Below are 16298 nucleotides of genomic sequence, written 5' to 3' on the forward strand. Positions count from 1 at the left end.
GCGTTTTATCCATGCCAGTACTGCGCTTCAATTGATTGTATTTAATTGTTTCTTCATAAATTCGACCCGCACCCTTGTCAGCCCAGCCAAGATGCAGACGCGCTCCGAAAAACAATGGAATCTCGTTGATTAGCAAAGCAAAAATCCCGAACCAAATTTCGGTTCGGCAGGAACATCAAGAGGGAGCCGCACATTTATTGACGCTCAGGTGACTCACTCTGTACCTAGTGAAAAAGAAAGCCTCTGGCTGCCGGCAGCACAGAGGCTTTTTCACCAGGCGGCTGGTGGAAAAACTAGAACTGTTCCCAGCTGGAGTCGTCCAGCGAGACCGCATTCGCCACTCGCGGCGCAGCCACGGCGGCGGGCGCTGAAACGGCTGCCGCCTTGACTACGGGGGAGCGCGGCACAGCAGCGGTCCTGCTTGCAGGGGCGGCGCTGGGCTGGACAGAATTGAACTGAGCCGCAGCATCATTACCCAGCTGAAAAATGGCAACGGAATCCACCAGCGCACGGGCCTGACGCTGCAAAGCATCGGCCGCAGCAGCACTTTCCTCGACCAGCGCGGCATTTTGCTGCGTGCTTTGGTCCATCTGGGTAATAGCCTCGCCCACCTGTGCCACACCCTGGCTTTGCTCGCGGCTGGCAGCGCTGATTTCACCCATGATATCGGTCACACGACCAATGGCTGTCACGATCTCTGCCATCGTCTCGCCGGCCTTGTCCACCAGTTGCGAGCCCTGCTCCACACGCTCCACGCTGGCGTTGATGAGCTGCTTGATCTCTTTGGCCGCCTCTGCGCTGCGCTGCGCCAGTGTGCGCACCTCGCCGGCCACCACGGCGAAACCCCGCCCTTGCTCACCCGCACGGGCGGCCTCCACCGCGGCATTGAGCGCCAGGATATTGGTCTGGAACGCAATGGAGTCGATCACGCCGATGATGTCGGAAATCTGGTGGCTGCTGTCGTTGATGCCCTTCATGGTGTCCACCACCTGGGCGACCACGGCCCCGCCACGGCCTGCAACATCCGAGGCGTTTCTGGCCATCTGGTTGGCCGTCTGCGCATTGTCTGCGTTCTGGCGCACGGTAGAACCCAGCTGCTCCATGGAGGCTGCCGTCTCCTCCAGCGCGCTGGCCTGGCTTTCGGTGCGTGCCGAGAGGTCGGCGTTGCCCTGTGCAATCTCCCCCGAAGCCAGCGCCACGCCTTGTGCATTGCCACGCACTTCCTGAACCACGCTGGCCAATTGGCGGCGCATGTCTTCCAGTGCGTTGAGCAGCAAGCCCATTTCATCACGGCGCTGGCTGCGCACCGCTGTGGCCAACTTGCCCGCAGCCACATCCTGAGCCAGTTTCACGGCGGTCTCCACAGGCTTGGTGATGGCCCGCGTCATGGCAAAACCGACGGCAGCCGCAATCAGTACCACCAGCACCAGCGTGCCCAGCAACCAGTAACGGGCCAACGCAAACGCAGATTCTTCCGCCTGCTGCGCGCTGGCCGCAGCGTCCAGCTGCAGCGTCATGACCTTGCCTGTACTCTCGGCCAGCCGGGCAAAAGCGCTTTCAGATTCACCGGCAAAAAACAGACCCATCTCGTCTGCCATGGCCGCCTGCTCTTCCACGGTGTTGTAGCGGCCATCGCGTGCACGGCTGAGCAGTTGCTCGTGCAGGTCCAGAAAGGTCTCCTTGTGCTTCTGGTACTCGGCATAGGCAGCGCGCAGGGCCTCGCCTGCCAGCAGGCCCGCCATCACTTTTTCCTGCTCGCCGATGGTCTTCAGCCGCTGCTGGATCTGTTGCTCGTACCCCTCGATTTCCACCAGCGTGCGAGCCGTGGCAATGCCAGCCTCATGGCGGCGCAGGCGGTTGAATTCGGATCGCATGGAGGCTGCGTTGTAGACGCTGGGCAATGCCACCTCGGAGACAGCCGTGCTGGCCGCATGAATCTGTGTCAGTTGCAGCCAGGCGACCAACCCCAACAGCGCCGAAAAAAACACCATGACCAGAAAACTGATCCCCAGCTTGGTACCTATGCGCCAGTTCGATATCTGCCAACTCATGCCATCCCCCCGTTTTTTCTTGGACGATTCATGCCTGTCCGGGCAATAAAAAAGCCCCCACGCTTGCCCACTAACGTGTGGCTGCTGCCCCCTCAAGGGGGTTTATTGCCTTGGGGCGGCCCGGCGGCAATAAAAAACGCGCCAGACGCAAATCTGGCGCGTTTCAAATTGTATCCAACCCTTGTGCGCAACAGGGCTGCGCATCCAGGTTAGAGACTCTTTACTGCCTGGGATCAACCCTTGTAGTTGGCGATACCGTCGGCAATTTCCTTGTGCGCCACGTCCACGCCCTTCCAGCCCAGAACCTTGACCCACTTGCCCTTTTCCAGATCCTTGTAGTGCTCGAAGAAGTGAGCGATCTGCTGCAGGGTCAGGTCATGAATGTCGCCCAGCGTGTTGATCTTGTCGTAGGCGGGCAGCAGCTTCTGTGTGGGCACAGCCAGCACCTTGCCGTCGATACCGGACTCATCTTCCATCTCCAGGATGCCGATGGCGCGGCAAGGCACGACCACGCCGGTGGGCAGGGGGAAGGGAGTCATCACCAGCACGTCCACGGGATCGCCGTCGCCGGACAGGGTCTGAGGCACATAGCCGTAGTTCACGGGGTAGTGCATGGCTGTGCCCAGGAAGCGGTCCACGAACACGCAGCCGGTTTCCTTGTCCACTTCGTACTTCACGGGAGCAGAGTTGGCCGAGATTTCGATGACGACGTTGAAGACTTCAGGCGCCTTGGAGCCGGGGGTCACATTGTTCAGAGACATGATGGTTGGGAAAGTAAAACAAAAAAGGCCCCACTAGGGGTCACCCCGTAATTCTAGGCGCATGACCCTAACACTGGCATTACATGTTTGAAAGATGCAGCTGCACCGCTCTTCAGCCACAGAGGGTTTCAAGCCAAATCAGCCTCAAGCCATTTATCCATCGACGCTAAAAGCTATTCAAAAAAATAGCACCAAAGAGCGCCACTCAGGCTCCAGCCAGCTCCCTGCGGCGAACCGGGCCGCTGCGCCGCTCAATTTCGGCTTGCAGCGGCTTGCGCAGCCCCATGGCAAAGCTCAATTCCGCCACCACGAACAGCGGGCCTATCACCAGCCCCATCACATCGTCAAAAAATGCGGGCTTGCGCCCCTCGTAATAGTGACCGATGAACTGGATCACCCAGCCCACGCCAAACAGGCCCAGCCCCCACGCCAGCCAGAGCGCCGAGGACTGCGCGGCAATCGGTATGGCCAGAGCCAGCATGGTCGCGAGCAGCGCCGTCATGAACAAGCCGTAACGCAGATCGAGCCTGCAGTAGTAGACCGCAGCCGCCGAGGCGGCCACCAGGGCCAGTGACAGCGGCACACCGGCCAGCAGCCCCCACTGCACGCGCGCCAGCAAGATGACGACAGCCCACATGATCATGGGCACACCGATGTAATGCGTGAAGATGTTGCGCGGATCGCGGTGGTAGTCCGCATAGCTGGAGAGCTGATCGACTAGGGCAGGACTTCCGCAAACAAGGATGCGCAAGGCCTGTGTCCAGGGTGCAAACGTTTTGCCTGAACCTGACTTGCGTAAGTCGTTTAGGGTTTTCATCGCTGTATCTCCTTGTGTCATGCACCAGCATGGTGGCGCAGCCTCAACCGCCTCGTCTGTCATGCAACCGACACAAGCTCCTCTCCCGCAGTCCGGGCTGGCTCCCACGCGCAAGCGCAGTCTTCCCGCCACCTCTGCCAATGACCTCTGGGCCATCGTCCAGGCGGGTCGCTGGTTCCGTGCACTGCCACCCGAGCTGGTCCAGGAGTTGCAGCGCATGGCCAGACCCCGTTTTCTGGCACCTGGCGAATGGCTGTTTCGCCGGGGGGATGCACCATGCGGCATCTACGCCGTGGCGCGCGGCTCGCTCAATATCTCGGGCACGGCAAGCCTGCAGGAGCAAACCCGCACCGCGCTGCTGACTCTGGTGGAGCCGCCCATGTGGCTGGGCGAGATCGCCCTCTTCGATGGCGAGCCCCGCACCCATGACGCCCATGCCAACACGGCCTGCGCGCTGCTGCAGGTGCCGATTGCCCCGCTGCGCGACTGGCTCGATGTTCATCCTCATCATTGGCGCAGCATGGCGCTGCTGCTGACGGACAAGCTGCGCGCCAGCCTGACGGCGCTGGAGGAGCAAACCGTGTTGCCCGCCCCGCAGCGGCTGATGTGCCGGCTGGTACAAATGGCTCAGGGCCACGACCAGTGGGCCGACCGCCTGCGCACCCACCGCGAACTGGCGGTATCCCAGGAGCAACTGGCACGCATGCTGGGCCTGTCCCGCCAGACCACCAACCAGATCCTGCAGGACTTGCAGCAAGCGGGCTGGCTGCAAGTGCGTCGTGGCAGATTGGAAGTGCTGGACCTTCCCGCCCTGCGCGACGCCGCAGCCTTCGGCCAGACTCGCGCCCCGACAGGCTGACGGCGCGGACAGTTCTGTCCTCTTTGCGCTGGACAGCGCCCTGCCAGCTTCGATAATGAGTGCCGCGCTGCATGCACTGCGGCGCCGCACCCACGATCGAAAAAAGCCGGCGGGCCAGCAGCCCGCCAGAACCATCACCGCTCATGCCCCTGCCACCCAGCGCCAGCCGCACGCCTCTTCCCATCCACATGCGCGATGTCAAATACCGGGGCTATGCCCGCGATGACGGCATGTGGGACGTAGAAGCCGAACTTGTCGACCAGAAGACCTATGACATCGAGCTGCACGGCCGCCGCCAAGTGCCAGCCGGCAAGCCCATCCACCACATGTGGATTCGCCTGACCATCGATGCCGACATGGTGGTGCATGGCATCGAAGCCGCCATGGATGACCACCCATTGGCCCATTGCCCCGAAGCCACCCGTGCCATGCAGAAGATGCTGGGCTGCTGTATCGCCCGAGGCTGGCGCCGCGCCATTGCCGACAACCTGGGCGGCGTGGTGGGCTGTACCCATCTGCGCGAGCTGCTGTTCAATATGGCCACGCCGGCATTTCACACCGTGCTCAACCAGTTCAACACCGATGATTCAGGCCTTCCACCACGCCACCTGGGTCAATGCCTGGGCTGGGACTTCAACGGCCCCGGGGTCGCCGAGTTCTACCCGGAATTCAAGGGCTGGAAGCCATTGGTCCAGCAACCAGCATCAAGCCTGAAAAACGGCTGAAACGCAATGTCAGCAGGCTCAGGCAGCTATCAAATTGGAATCCCATCAATCAAGCCCGCGCCCAGCCCGGGCATAGAGCTTGCGGCACAATCGGACACCATGGCAGAACGTGTGATCCCTCTGGTCGATGAACGTGCGGCATCGCGCCCCGCAGTCGTCCCTCCCAACCTGCAGACCCCGACCGGGCTGCTGCAGGATCAATGGGGACGGCCTTTGCGCGACCTGCGCATCAGCGTGACCGACCGCTGCAACTTCCGCTGCAATTACTGCATGCCCAAGGAAGTCTTTGACAAGAACTACCAATATCTGCCGCACAGCTCGCTGCTGAGCTTTGAGGAAATCACACGCCTGGCCCGCCTGTTTGCCGCCCATGGCGTGCGCAAGATCCGCCTGACCGGCGGCGAGCCGTTGCTGCGCAAAAACATCGAAGCCCTGATCGAGCAATTGGCAGCACTGCGCACGCCCGATGGCCAGCCGCTGGAGCTGACGCTGACCACCAATGCCACGCTGCTGGCGCGCAAGGCGCAAGCGCTCAAAAACGCGGGGCTGAACCGCGTCACCGTCAGCCTGGATGGCCTCGATGATGCGGTTTTCCGCCGCATGAACGATGTGGATTTTCCCGTCGCCGACGTGCTGGCCGGCATAGCAGCGGCTCAGGCTGCAGGCCTGAGCGGCCTCAAGGTGAATATGGTGGTCAAGCGCGGCACCAACGACGACCAGATCCTGTCCATGGCACGTTACTTCCGCGGCACGGGGGTGACGCTGCGCTTTATCGAATACATGGATGTAGGCGCTACCAATGGCTGGCGCATGGACGAGGTCCTGCCCTCGGATGAAGTCATAGCCCGTCTGCGCGCCGAGCTGCCACTGATTGCCCTGGCGCCCCGCACCGTAGGCGAAACCGCCGTACGCTGGGGTTATGCCGGAGCAAACGGCCAGCATGACCCGGCCCTGGGCGAGGTGGGCGTCATCAGCAGCGTGAGCCACGCTTTCTGCGGCGACTGCAACCGGGCCCGCCTGTCCACCGAAGGCCAGCTCTATCTATGCCTGTTCGCCAGCCAGGGCTGGGATTTGCGCAGCCTGCTGCGCAGCGGCGCCAGCGATGCCGAAATCGCCTCGGCCATCGCGCCCATCTGGCAGCGACGCGACGACCGCTACTCCCAGTTGCGCAGCGAAATGCCGCCGGATGCCACGCCCGCAGGCACCGGCCGCCGCATCGAGATGAGCTATATCGGTGGCTGATTCGCCGCACATGAAGAGCCTTGCCCTCACGCCAGCAGACATCACGGGCTGTGTGCTGGCCGGCGGACGCGGTTCGCGCATGGGCGGTGTCGACAAAGGCCTGCAGACATTTCAGGGGCAGCCCATGGCCGCTCATGCACTGAAGCGCCTGGCGCCCCAGGTTGGCAGACTGCTCATCAACGCCAACCGCCATGCCGATATCTATGCCGAGCTGGCCCGCCCGCTGGGCGCGCAGCTGTGCAGCGATGCCCTGCCTGACTATCCGGGCCCGCTGGCCGGTTTTCTGTCGGGTCTGACGCAGTGCCAGACCCCCTGGCTGCTCTGCATTCCCTGCGACACGCCTTTGTTCCCGGCCGATCTGGTGGATGTGATGGCCCAGGCCTATCAACTGGCAGACATGCAGGCCGACATCATCATTGCCCATGGCCGCGAAACCGAGAACGATGGCGAATGCGCCAGCCCGGGCCAGCTCCCGGAGCTGCGCGCCCAGCCCGTGTTCTGCCTGCTCCGGGCCTCGCTCAGGGACAGCCTGGAGGAATTCATCACTTCGGGCGGCCGCAAGATCGACGCCTGGACCCGCCAGCACCGCTGCATCGCGGCCTTGTTTGACCGCCCCCAGGACGCCCAGGCCTTCAGCAATGCCAATACCCTGGCCCAGCTCCATGATCTGGAGCAAGCAATGCCCGCAGCAAAGCCATGAACCATCGGCAAGCCACGCCAAAAGCGTAAAGTTGCTTCAATCCATGGGCCGGCCCCGCGCATATCGGGCTCTGCGGCTTTCTCATTTCTTCCGCCATGACTGCGACTTTTCATCCCGCTGCCGCCTCCACCGCCCAGAATCTGAGCACAACCCAGGTTCTGGAACAGTTGCGCGCCCTGCTGCAACCTCTGGGCGCAGTGGCCGAGCAGGAAACACTGAGCCTGTCCGATGCACTGGATCGCATCCTGGCAGAGCCCGTGGCCTGCCCCGTCGACGTTCCACCCCATGACAACAGCGCCATGGACGGTTACGCCTTCGACGGCACAGAACTGGACTCGGTCAATGGCGGGCTCTTGCGTCTGCGGGTGGTGGGCACCGTGCTCGCTGGCGCGCCGTGGACCCAGGCCTTGGCCCAAGGCGAATGCGTGAAGATCATGACGGGTGCCGTCATGCCCGCCGGCCTAGATACCGTGGTGCCGCACGAGCAGGTCACGGCCTGCGGCGAAGAGATTGAATTTGACACCTGCGGCATCAGGCCGGGCGCCAATCGCCGCCTGCGCGGCGAAGACCTGCGTCAGGGTGAAGTCGCTCTGCCAGCCGGCCAGCGCCTCACACCCGCAGCCTTGGGTCTGCTGGCCAGCCTGGGCCTGGGCCTGGCCACGGTGCGCCGCCGCCTGCGCGTGGCCTATTTTTCCACCGGCGACGAGCTGCTCAACCCCGGCGCGGCGCCGCGCGAAGGCGCCATCTACGACAGCAACCGCTTCAGTCTGCAAGGCCTGCTGCGCCGCATGGGCGCTCAAGTACTGGACCTGGGCTCTGTTCCGGACGAACCCGCCGCGCTGGAGGAACGCCTGCGCGAAGCCGCCACCCTGGCCGATGTGGTGCTGACCAGCGGCGGCATCAGTGCCGGCGAAGCCGACCACACCCGTGCCATGCTCCAGCGCCTGGGCACGGTGCAATTCTGGCGCGTAGCCATGCGCCCCGGCCGCCCATTGGCCGTTGGCCTGCTGGCACCGGCGGCCATGGCGCTCAACCCCGTGGCCGAGAGATTCACCGAAAAATCAGCAATCAGCCCAATACCAGAAAGCGTCAACAGCTCTGAAAAGCAGAGCATCTCCATGTCCAGCAAACGCCCTGCCGTCTTGCTGGGCCTGCCGGGAAATCCGGTCGCCGCCATGGTCAGCTTTCTGATGTTTGTACGTCCATCGCTTGCCTTGCTTTCGGGAGAGCGCGCCGCCCCCACAGTCATGCTGCAGGCATTGAGCAGCGAGCGACTGCGCAAGCGCGAGGGCCGCACCGAATATCTGCGCGGCGTACTGGATCTGAACGAGCAGGGGCAGGCCACCGTGCGCACCACAGGCCCTCAGGGCTCGGCCCTGCTGAGCTCCATGGTCGATGCCAATTGCATCATCGTCCTGGATGATGCGCGTGGCGATGTGCAGCCCGGAGAATATGTCCACGTCCTGCCCATGCACGGGCTGATCTGAAGCCGGATTTCACAGGCCAGTCTTTTTTCGAGGAAGCACCATGCCCTACCAAGCCACCCACTGGGCCACAGAACCCACCAGGCAGGCCATCGATGCGCTGCAAGGCGCGAACCTGCTGGAGTTCGGCACTCCCTGGTGCGGCCATTGCCAGGGTGCGCAGCCGCTGCTGCAGGCAGCACTCTCGGCTTACCCCGATCTGCAGCACATCAAGGTGGAGGATGGCCCGGGCCGCCCGCTGGGCCGCAGCTATCGCGTCAAGCTCTGGCCTACGCTGATCTTCCTGCGCGACGGCAAGGAGGTGGCTCGCCTGGTTCGCCCCGAAAGCGAGCAACAGATTGCCCAGGCATTGGCACTGATCGCCCCCTGAGATCGCGCCGAAGTGGCCGAGGGCTGACACATCTCAACACCTGGCGCTTCTTCCAGCCATTCACGCCAGGCCTCTGACTGCATGGCCGATCAGCCGTTCTTCAAAGCCAGCTCGACTCCTTTGTTGGCCAGAGCATCGGCGTGTTCATTGCCAGGATCACCCGCATGGCCCTTGACCCAGCGCCAGTCAATACGGTGACCGCTGCCTTGCACCAGAGCATCCAGCTGCTTCCAGAGTTCGGCATTCTTGACGGGCTCCTTGGAGGCCGTGACCCAGCCCTTGGCCTTCCAGCCGTGAATCCATTCGGTGATGCCTTTGCGCACATACTGGCTGTCCAGATAAAGCACCACATCGCAAGGCCTTTTCAGGGCCGACAAAGCCTGGATCACGGCCATCAGCTCCATGCGGTTGTTGGTGGTGCCCAGCTCTCCGCCAAACAACTCCTTTTGCGCCGCTCCGGCCTGCAGCAATGCGCCCCAGCCACCCGGGCCGGGATTGCCCTTGCAGGCACCGTCGGTATAGATCACAACTTGATTCAATTTCTTTCCTTGTTAGGACTTACGTAAACAAGGGTGCACCAAGGACTGCAGCCCTTGAGGCGAAGCTCTTGTCTGAACCTGATTTGCGTAAGTCGTGCTTGTTTTGTCGGCTCAGCTCGCGCCAGACCGTATCCGGCGGCTGTTTGCTGGTGACGGGCGCCTTCATGCCGGCAGGCGCGCTGCGGCCACGCCAGCTGGGGGTCAGCATGCGCATGCCCTGCACGCGCTTGACGGCCACCACGCAGTAAACACCGCCCAGCACCGGCCAGCAGCGATGGCCGAGCTTTTCCATGAACTGCCAGTGAGCCAGCCACTGCGCACTTTGCGTGGCAGGACGATAACAGCCAAATTGCACGGCTTCGATCTCGAAGCTCAACAATCTGAGCCAATCCCGCAGCCGCCAGTAGCCCACGCCCAGGCTCAGATCGGGCAAATGTCCGGCACTGCGCTCCACACCACGCTGCAGCCCCAGCAAACTGGCCGGATTCAGGCCGCAGATCACCAGCCGGCCTTCCGGCACCAGAACGCGGGCCGCTTCGCGCAAGGCCGCATGGGGGTCCGCCGAGGACTCCAGCGTATGCGGCATCAGAAGCAGGTCCAGACTGCTTTCGGCAAACGGCAAAGCCGCAGCATCGGTCACCAAAGAGGGGCGCACGGCATCATCCCCAGGCCGGGGCAAGTCTTGCTCCGCCCCACTGACCTGCCCGGCTTGCGCTACAGTGCTTGCTTTTGTATCGATTTTTGCATCGGCGACGGTCTCGCCTGCATGCAGCGCCAGCCAACGATGCGGCATGCGGTTGCTACGCAGCCCCTGGAGCTGTGGCAAACCCAGCTGCACGGCGTGATAGCCAAAGATATCGGCCACCGCTTCGTCGCAGCGCTGCTGCTCCCATTCCAGGAGATAGTGCCCAAGGGCTGAGTCCGTCCAGTGTTGCATCTCTATAATTTTGCAGCCCATGAACCTGTTGCCTATTCCCGCTTTCTCCGACAACTACATCTGGCTGCTCCATGACGGCGAGCAGGCCCTAGTCGTCGACCCCGGGCAAGCCGAGCCGGTGCTGACCGCCCTGACCCAGCTGCAATTGCGGCTGCAGGGCATTTTAGTCACCCATCATCACGCCGATCATGTGGGCGGCGTCCAGGCCTTGCAGCAGGCAACCGGGGCTCCTGCCTGGGGCCCTGCCTACGAGCGCCTGCCCGAACCCATTTCCCGCGTGCAGGGGGGCGACACGGTCGATCTGCTGGGCGGCCCCTGGCAGGTCATCGATGTGCCGGGTCACACCAGCGGTCATATCGCTTTCTTCAGCGTCCATGCGCAAAAGCAGCCGGTTCTGTTTTGCGGCGATACCCTGTTCTCGGGTGGCTGCGGCCGCCTGTTTGAAGGCACGGCCGCGCAAATGCAGAACTCCTTGGACCAGCTTGCGGCATTGCCCGGCAACACGCTGGTGTGCTGCGCCCACGAATACACAATTTCCAACCTGCGTTTTGCGCAGGCCGTGGAACCAAACAACCAGGATCTGGCTCAGTACCTGGAACACTGCCAGGCACTGCGCTCGCAGGGACAGCCCACGCTGCCGTCCACCCTGCAGATCGAACTGGCCATCAACCCCTTCATGCGCAGCCGCGCCGCCGATGTGATTGCGGCGGCCGTACAGCATGACTCTCACACCCGGCCCGAAGAGCCCGCCAGCGTGCTGGCAGCCCTGCGCCAATGGAAAAACGTTTTTTGATGAAGCTGCTCCAAACCCTGTTGCTATCCAGCGTACTGGTCATCACCGGCTGCGCCACCACCAGTAGCGTCGACCCCATGTATCCCAACGGCCCGCTCAAACCTCTGGGTCAAGGCAGGATCGGCAATTCCGAAGTCGCCTCTCTGGAAGCCACTGGCGATCTGTGGATGCGCATCCGTGGCGGCTTCGGCATGCCCGATCTGGAGCAGGACCTGGTCCAGGATCAGGAGCAGTGGTACGCCAGCCGCCCTGATTACATCCAGCGCATGACGGAGCGCTCGAGCAAATACCTGTTCCACATCGTCGAAGAGCTTGAGCGCCGCGGCATGCCCAGCGAACTGGCCCTGCTGCCCTTCATCGAAAGCGCGTTCAATCCGCAGGCCGTCTCCAGCGCCAAGGCGGCCGGCATGTGGCAGTTCATGCCCGCCACCGGCACCTACTTCGACCTCAAGCAAAACATCTTCCGCGACGACCGCCGCGATGTGCTGGCCTCCACCCGCGCAGCACTCGACTATCTGCAAAAGCTCTACGGCATGTTTGGCGACTGGCACCTGGCCCTGGCCGCCTACAACTGGGGCGAAGGCAGCGTGGGCCGCGCCATCAAGCGCAACGAAAAGCTGGGCCTGCCCACGGGCTACACCGATTTGCAGATGCCGGCCGAAACCCGCAACTACGTGCCCAAGCTGCAGGCGGTGAAGAACATCGTGGCCCACCCCGAGCGCTTCAACGCCGAGCTGCCCGTCATCGAAAACCACCCCTATTTCCAGGCCGTCACCCTGCCCCACGACATCGATGTGGAGCTGGTGGCCAAGCTGGCCGACGTCAGCGTCAAGGACTTCAAGGCCCTGAACCCCAGCTTTCACAAGCCCGTGATCTTCGCGCGCGCCACGCCGCAGATTCTGCTGCCCTGGGACAATGCCAAGGTCTTCCGCCGCAATCTGCAGGCCTATACCGATGGCCAGTTTGCCAGCTGGACCGTCTGGACCGTGCCCACCACCATCACCGTGACAGAGGCAGCCCAGCGCACGGGCCTGAGCGAGGCGGATCTGCGCAGCATCAACAATATTCCGCCCCGCATGTTGATCAAGGCCGGCTCGGCGCTGATGGTGCCACGCGACCCCAGCATCAAGAACGACGTGCCGGGCCATATCGCCGATAACGGCCAGATCTCTTTCGCCCCCGAAATAGTGACCGTGCGCACCACGGTCAAGGCCCGCAAGCGCGACACCCTGGTCAGCGTGGCCAGCCGCTACGGCGTCAGCGTCTCCAATCTGGCCGACTGGAACGATCTGAAATCCACCGCTTCGCTGCATGCTGGCCAGTCGTTGATCGCCTATCTGCCAGCGCGCGCTGCCCGCGCGGCCCGTGCGGAAGCACATCAGCCAAGCCCGCGCGCGGCCGCCAGCCGTGGCTCGGCCAAGGTGGCCACCAGCAGCAAGGCTGCAGCAGCCCCTCGTGGCGGCAAGAACGAGCCCAAGCCGCGCGGTGGCACACCCGCCAAGAAACGCAAGTAAGCCAACCCGGCAAAAATGCCCCACGCTTGCCCACTACGTGTGGCTGCTGCCCCTACGCCGCCCCCGAGGGGGCCGCTTTTTGCCCTGGGGCGGCCGCAAAAAAGCCCGCAGACCATTTCCGGCTGCGGGCTTTTTCTATGGTTTTGATAGCTGGAAGCGCTTGATACATAAGCGCCAGAGGCCATTCTTATTGAAGTCAGCGCCTATCCACCAGTGCATGGGCAATCGTGCCCAGATCCACATATTCGAGTTCGCTGCCGATCGGCACACCGCGCGCCAGCCGCGTCACCAGCAGGCCGCGCGCCTTGAGTGCCTCACTGATGGCATGGGCCGTGGCTTCGCCCTCGGCCGTAAAGCTGGTCGCCAGAATCACCTCCTGCACCACGCCGTCACAGGCACGCTCCAGCAGCTGTCGCATGCCGATTTCCTTGGGCCCCACGCCGTCTAGCGGCGACAAACGCCCCATCAGCACGTAGTAATAGCCCTGGTAAGCGCCTGTGCGCTCCATGGCCGCCAGATCGGCAGGCGCCTCCACCACGCACAGCCGCGCGCCATCGCGCCCCGCATCGGCGCAGATGCTGCAGATCGCGCCTTCGGTAAACGTATGGCAACGCTCGCAGTGATGCACCGAATTGACCGCTGCATCCAGCGCCCTGGCCAGTTGCAGCGCTCCGGCCTGGTCACGCTGCAGCAAATGAAACGCCATGCGCTGAGCCGACTTGATGCCCACGCCCGGCAGCTTGCGCAGCGCCTCGATCAAGGCATCCAGAGATTGCACATCCGACACAGCTTGTCCTTTCATTCACCAGAAAAAAGGCGATCCAAAGATCGCCATTGTTTGCTCGACTGAAGCCTCTAAAAACAGGCATGTGCCAAGGCCAGAGGCGCCAGGCAAGAGCCGCCTCGCGGCGATGGCGCCGTCCCCCTCTGGGGGAAGCGGCAACGCCGCTCAGGGGGAGCTATCAGAACGGGAATTTCATACCGCCAGGCAGACCTGGCATACCGGCCGTGATCTTGCCCATCTTCTCGCTGGAGGTCTCTTCGGCCTTGCGCACGGCGGCGTTGAAAGCGGCAGCCACCAGGTCTTCCAGCATGTCCTTGTCTTCGGCCAGCAGGCTGGGGTCGATGGTGATGCGCTTGACGTCGTGCTTGCAGGTCATCACGACCTTGACCAGACCGGCACCGGACTCGCCTTCGACTTCGATATTGCCCAGCTCGTCCTGAGCCTTCTTCAGGTTGTCCTGCATGGCCTGGGCTTGCTTCATCAAACCGGCGAGTTGTCCTTTGTTGAACATGAGAATTCCTTCTTTTGTTGAAACGCCTTATTCAGGCTGAATGGAGATTGGCTTGATGCTGCCCGGCACGATCTTCGCACCAAAGTCCCGCCTCAAGGTTTGCACCAGAGGGTTGCTGTTCACAATGTCTTCGGCAATCCCCTGGCGCAGATGGTTTTCCACGGCCAGGCGGCGCGCCGGACTGTCCGTGACCGCGCCCTGCTCGATCTGCAATTGTCGCGCATGACCAGCCGCTTCCAGCGCAGCACGCAAACGCTCGCGCGCGCCGGCCTGGTTCAGCGAGTTGGATTCCACCCGCAGCATCCACAGATCGCCCTCGCGCGCGACCAGCTGCGATTGCAATGCCAGCTGCCGCGCCAGTGCCACCACGGCATCGTTTTGCAGCAGCTCTTGCACCACCGTCTGCCAGAGGTCACCTTCGCTGGTGCGCTCGACCGTCGGCGCATCCTGGGTATTTCCGCCCGTTTGCGCTTCCGGCTCTTCTTGAGGATGCGTCGGCATGGTCTGCATGGGCAGACCCACGTCCACATCGGCATCATCGCCCCAGCGGCCGTCATCGGCCCAGCCTTCGTCAGGCATTCCGGCCCAGGCACCTTCATCCGGACCGGCATCATCGGCAACGAACTCATTGCCGGACTCTTCGGTCTCGGGGCCTTCTGCTGCGGCTTCTACTGCGGCTTCTGCTGATCCGGCCTGCTGCAACGGCGCTGGCACCGGCTCAGGGGCTGCCACCTCTTCAGAACTGGCCTCCACTGCAGGGACTGGCGCAGCGTTAGCTGGCTTCGCTACGGATTCAGAAGCATTCAGCACAGTCTGCATCTGCGCTGCAGCCGATTTTGACTCCAAATCTGCCACAGGCTCGGTCGCCAACTCTGGGTTGGGCTGCACAGCAGCGGCCACCGGAGTGTTCGCGACCACGGCTGCGGGCACGGGCATAGCCGCAGGCACAACCGGGGTCGAGGCAACAGCGGCACCCCCTTGCGCGGCAGCAGGAGCGGCATTGACCGGGCGGCTAGGCCTCAGCGCTGGAGTTTTTTTTTCAGCCGCGCCGACTTCGGCGTTTTCAGGCTTGAAGGCCAACAGCCGCAGCAGCGCCATGGTCAGGGCCGCATATTCGTCAGGCGCCAGGCCCAGCTCGGTACGGCCATGCAGACAGATGCTGTAGAGCAGTTGCGTCTCGTCGCGGGGCATCAGGCCGGCCAGACGGTCCAGCTCGGCCGCTTCAGGGTCGCTGGCATCCAGCGGCATATCTGGCACGGCTTGCAGCACGGCCATGCGCTGCAGCACATTGCACATTTCCTCCAGCGTCGAAGCGGCGGACAAACCGTTGTGGCGCAACTCCTCGGAAGTTTCGACCACAGTGCGCCCATCGCCCTGGGCCAGTGCGTCGATCAGGCGAAAGACATGACTGCGATCCACGCTGCCCAGCATCTGGCGTACCGTGGCTTCCTGCAACTGGCCGCTGCCAAAGGCGATGGCCTGATCGGTCAGGCTCAGCGCATCCCGCATGGAGCCACGCGCAGCGCGCGAGAGCAGGCGCAGGGCTTGCGGCTCGGCCGGCACACTCTCCTTGGCCAGCACATCGGTCAGATGCTCCAGCACCGTATCCGGGGCCATGGGGCGCAGATTGAACTGCAGGCAGCGCGAGAGCACGGTGACCGGCACTTTTTGCGGGTCGGTCGTGGCCAGCACGAACTTCAGATATTCAGGCGGTTCCTCCAGCGTCTTGAGCATGGCGTTGAACGCCGTGTTCGTCAGCATGTGCACCTCGTCGATCATGAAGACCTTGAAGCGCCCCTGCACCGGCTTGTACACGGCCTGCTCGAGCAGGCTTTGCACCTCGTCCACGCCGCGATTGGATGCGGCATCCAGCTCGGTGTAATCGGGGAAACGACCGCTATCGATTTCAGTGCATGCCACGCAAACTCCGCATGGGGTTGCCGTGATTCCGCCCTTGCCGTCAACACCTTGGCAGTTGAGGGACTTGGCCAGAATGCGCGACACCGTCGTCTTGCCCACCCCTCGCGTACCCGTGAACAGATAGGCATGATGCAGCCGCTGCTGGGTCAACGCATTGGTCAAAGCCTGAACCACATGCTCCTGCCCCACCATTTCGGAGAAGGTACGGGGCCGGTATTTGCGAGCAAGCACTAAATAAGACATAGCCGCCGATTCTACGGGGCCGGCGCATGCCAACAAGGCGGCACCAGG

General features: G+C 62.9%; 16 protein-coding genes. 8 read left to right on the forward strand and 8 right to left on the reverse strand.

From position 1 onward, the window contains the following. Positions 1–293: 293 nt before the first annotated feature. From QMY55_RS15450 to QMY55_RS15460, 3 genes are all read right to left on the reverse strand, one after another. On the reverse strand, positions 294–2051 hold the full coding sequence (locus QMY55_RS15450; protein ID WP_283485068.1) for a methyl-accepting chemotaxis protein: 1758 nt from the start codon (positions 2049–2051) through the stop codon (positions 294–296). Positions 2052–2284: 233 nt separating this feature from the next. Next, the gene (gene ppa, locus QMY55_RS15455; protein WP_283485069.1) at positions 2285–2812 is read right to left on the reverse strand and encodes an inorganic diphosphatase; all 528 of its coding nucleotides are present in this window, start codon (positions 2810–2812) and stop codon (positions 2285–2287) included. A gap of 205 nt (positions 2813–3017) precedes the next feature. After that, positions 3018–3563, reverse strand: coding sequence for an Mpo1 family 2-hydroxy fatty acid dioxygenase (locus tag QMY55_RS15460; RefSeq protein WP_283485070.1), 546 nt, complete (start codon positions 3561–3563; stop codon positions 3018–3020). Between the two features lie 127 nt (positions 3564–3690). On the opposite strand from QMY55_RS15460, the gene QMY55_RS15465 reads away from it, so the two are divergent. The 6 genes from QMY55_RS15465 to QMY55_RS15490 all read left to right on the forward strand — a co-directional run bounded on the left by QMY55_RS15465 (position 3691) and on the right by QMY55_RS15490 (position 9009). Continuing rightward, positions 3691–4488, forward strand: a complete 798-nt coding sequence (locus QMY55_RS15465) for a Crp/Fnr family transcriptional regulator (protein WP_283485071.1) — start codon at positions 3691–3693, stop codon at positions 4486–4488. A 143-nt stretch (positions 4489–4631) separates the two neighbouring features. Beyond that, the gene (locus QMY55_RS15470) at positions 4632–5213 is read left to right on the forward strand and encodes a DUF2889 domain-containing protein (RefSeq protein WP_283485072.1); all 582 of its coding nucleotides are present in this window, start codon (positions 4632–4634) and stop codon (positions 5211–5213) included. 99 nt (positions 5214–5312) lie between these two features. Then, on the forward strand, positions 5313–6455 hold the full coding sequence (moaA, locus tag QMY55_RS15475; protein WP_283485073.1) for a GTP 3',8-cyclase MoaA: 1143 nt from the start codon (positions 5313–5315) through the stop codon (positions 6453–6455). A gap of 10 nt (positions 6456–6465) precedes the next feature. Further along, positions 6466–7155: a molybdenum cofactor guanylyltransferase MobA gene (gene mobA, locus QMY55_RS15480; RefSeq protein ID WP_283485074.1), complete on the forward strand. Its 690-nt coding sequence runs from the start codon at positions 6466–6468 to the stop codon at positions 7153–7155. Positions 7156–7250: 95 nt separating this feature from the next. After that, positions 7251–8642, forward strand: a complete 1392-nt coding sequence (gene moeA / locus QMY55_RS15485; protein ID WP_283485075.1) for a molybdopterin molybdotransferase MoeA — start codon at positions 7251–7253, stop codon at positions 8640–8642. Positions 8643–8682: 40 nt separating this feature from the next. After that, entirely contained in the window at positions 8683–9009 is a 327-nt protein-coding gene (locus tag QMY55_RS15490) for a thioredoxin family protein (RefSeq protein WP_283485076.1), read from the forward strand. 89 nt (positions 9010–9098) lie between these two features. On the opposite strand, the gene rnhA is transcribed toward QMY55_RS15490, so the two are convergent. Both rnhA and QMY55_RS15500 read right to left on the reverse strand, forming a co-directional pair. Then, complete coding sequence (gene rnhA, locus QMY55_RS15495; protein WP_283485077.1) at positions 9099–9548, reverse strand: ribonuclease HI; 450 nt, start codon at positions 9546–9548, stop codon at positions 9099–9101. Positions 9549–9567: 19 nt separating this feature from the next. Continuing rightward, positions 9568–10485 carry a class I SAM-dependent methyltransferase gene (locus QMY55_RS15500; RefSeq protein ID WP_283488977.1) on the reverse strand — a complete coding sequence of 306 codons (918 nt, stop codon included), beginning with the start codon at positions 10483–10485 and terminating at the stop codon, positions 9568–9570. Between the two features lie 19 nt (positions 10486–10504). Here QMY55_RS15500 and gloB point away from each other — a divergent pair, with 19 nt between their 5' ends. After that, a complete protein-coding gene (gene gloB / locus QMY55_RS15505) occupies positions 10505–11278 on the forward strand; it encodes a hydroxyacylglutathione hydrolase (protein WP_283485078.1) in 774 nt (257 codons plus the stop codon). Then, positions 11278–12792 (forward strand): transglycosylase SLT domain-containing protein, encoded by a 1515-nt coding sequence (locus tag QMY55_RS15510; protein WP_283485079.1) that lies wholly within the window; start codon positions 11278–11280, stop codon positions 12790–12792. Before gloB ends, QMY55_RS15510 begins: the two co-directional genes overlap by 1 nt. A gap of 196 nt (positions 12793–12988) precedes the next feature. Here the strand turns inward: QMY55_RS15510 and recR are convergent, their stop codons facing one another. The 3 genes from recR to dnaX all read right to left on the reverse strand — a co-directional run bounded on the left by recR (position 12989) and on the right by dnaX (position 16250). Then, positions 12989–13579 carry a recombination mediator RecR gene (gene recR, locus QMY55_RS15515; RefSeq protein ID WP_283485080.1) on the reverse strand — a complete coding sequence of 197 codons (591 nt, stop codon included), beginning with the start codon at positions 13577–13579 and terminating at the stop codon, positions 12989–12991. Between the two features lie 175 nt (positions 13580–13754). Continuing rightward, positions 13755–14087, reverse strand: coding sequence for a YbaB/EbfC family nucleoid-associated protein (locus tag QMY55_RS15520; protein ID WP_158392060.1), 333 nt, complete (start codon positions 14085–14087; stop codon positions 13755–13757). Positions 14088–14114: 27 nt separating this feature from the next. Continuing rightward, positions 14115–16250 (reverse strand): DNA polymerase III subunit gamma/tau, encoded by a 2136-nt coding sequence (gene dnaX, locus QMY55_RS15525; RefSeq protein WP_283485081.1) that lies wholly within the window; start codon positions 16248–16250, stop codon positions 14115–14117. Positions 16251–16298: the final 48 nt, after the last annotated feature.

The organism is Comamonas resistens (assembly GCF_030064165.1).
Taxonomy (GTDB): domain Bacteria; phylum Pseudomonadota; class Gammaproteobacteria; order Burkholderiales; family Burkholderiaceae_C; genus Comamonas; species Comamonas resistens.

Bases quoted from the DNA above. Each gene is read 5' to 3' on its own strand.
- QMY55_RS15465 (WP_283485071.1), top strand. From the start codon at position 3,691: ATGCAACCGACACAAGCTCCTCTCCCGCAGTCCGGGCTGGCTCCCACG.
- QMY55_RS15450 (WP_283485068.1), bottom strand. From the start codon at position 2,051: ATGAGTTGGCAGATATCGAACTGGCGCATAGGTACCAAGCTGGGGATC.
- QMY55_RS15510 (WP_283485079.1), top strand. From the start codon at position 11,278: ATGAAGCTGCTCCAAACCCTGTTGCTATCCAGCGTACTGGTCATCACC.
- mobA (WP_283485074.1), top strand. From the start codon at position 6,466: ATGAAGAGCCTTGCCCTCACGCCAGCAGACATCACGGGCTGTGTGCTG.
- QMY55_RS15520 (WP_158392060.1), bottom strand. From the start codon at position 14,087: ATGTTCAACAAAGGACAACTCGCCGGTTTGATGAAGCAAGCCCAGGCC.
- gloB (WP_283485078.1), top strand. From the start codon at position 10,505: ATGAACCTGTTGCCTATTCCCGCTTTCTCCGACAACTACATCTGGCTG.
- moaA (WP_283485073.1), top strand. From the start codon at position 5,313: ATGGCAGAACGTGTGATCCCTCTGGTCGATGAACGTGCGGCATCGCGC.
- QMY55_RS15500 (WP_283488977.1), bottom strand. From the start codon at position 10,485: ATGCAACACTGGACGGACTCAGCCCTTGGGCACTATCTCCTGGAATGG.
- moeA (WP_283485075.1), top strand. From the start codon at position 7,251: ATGACTGCGACTTTTCATCCCGCTGCCGCCTCCACCGCCCAGAATCTG.
- ppa (WP_283485069.1), bottom strand. From the start codon at position 2,812: ATGTCTCTGAACAATGTGACCCCCGGCTCCAAGGCGCCTGAAGTCTTC.
- QMY55_RS15470 (WP_283485072.1), top strand. From the start codon at position 4,632: ATGCCCCTGCCACCCAGCGCCAGCCGCACGCCTCTTCCCATCCACATG.
- QMY55_RS15490 (WP_283485076.1), top strand. From the start codon at position 8,683: ATGCCCTACCAAGCCACCCACTGGGCCACAGAACCCACCAGGCAGGCC.
- dnaX (WP_283485081.1), bottom strand. From the start codon at position 16,250: ATGTCTTATTTAGTGCTTGCTCGCAAATACCGGCCCCGTACCTTCTCC.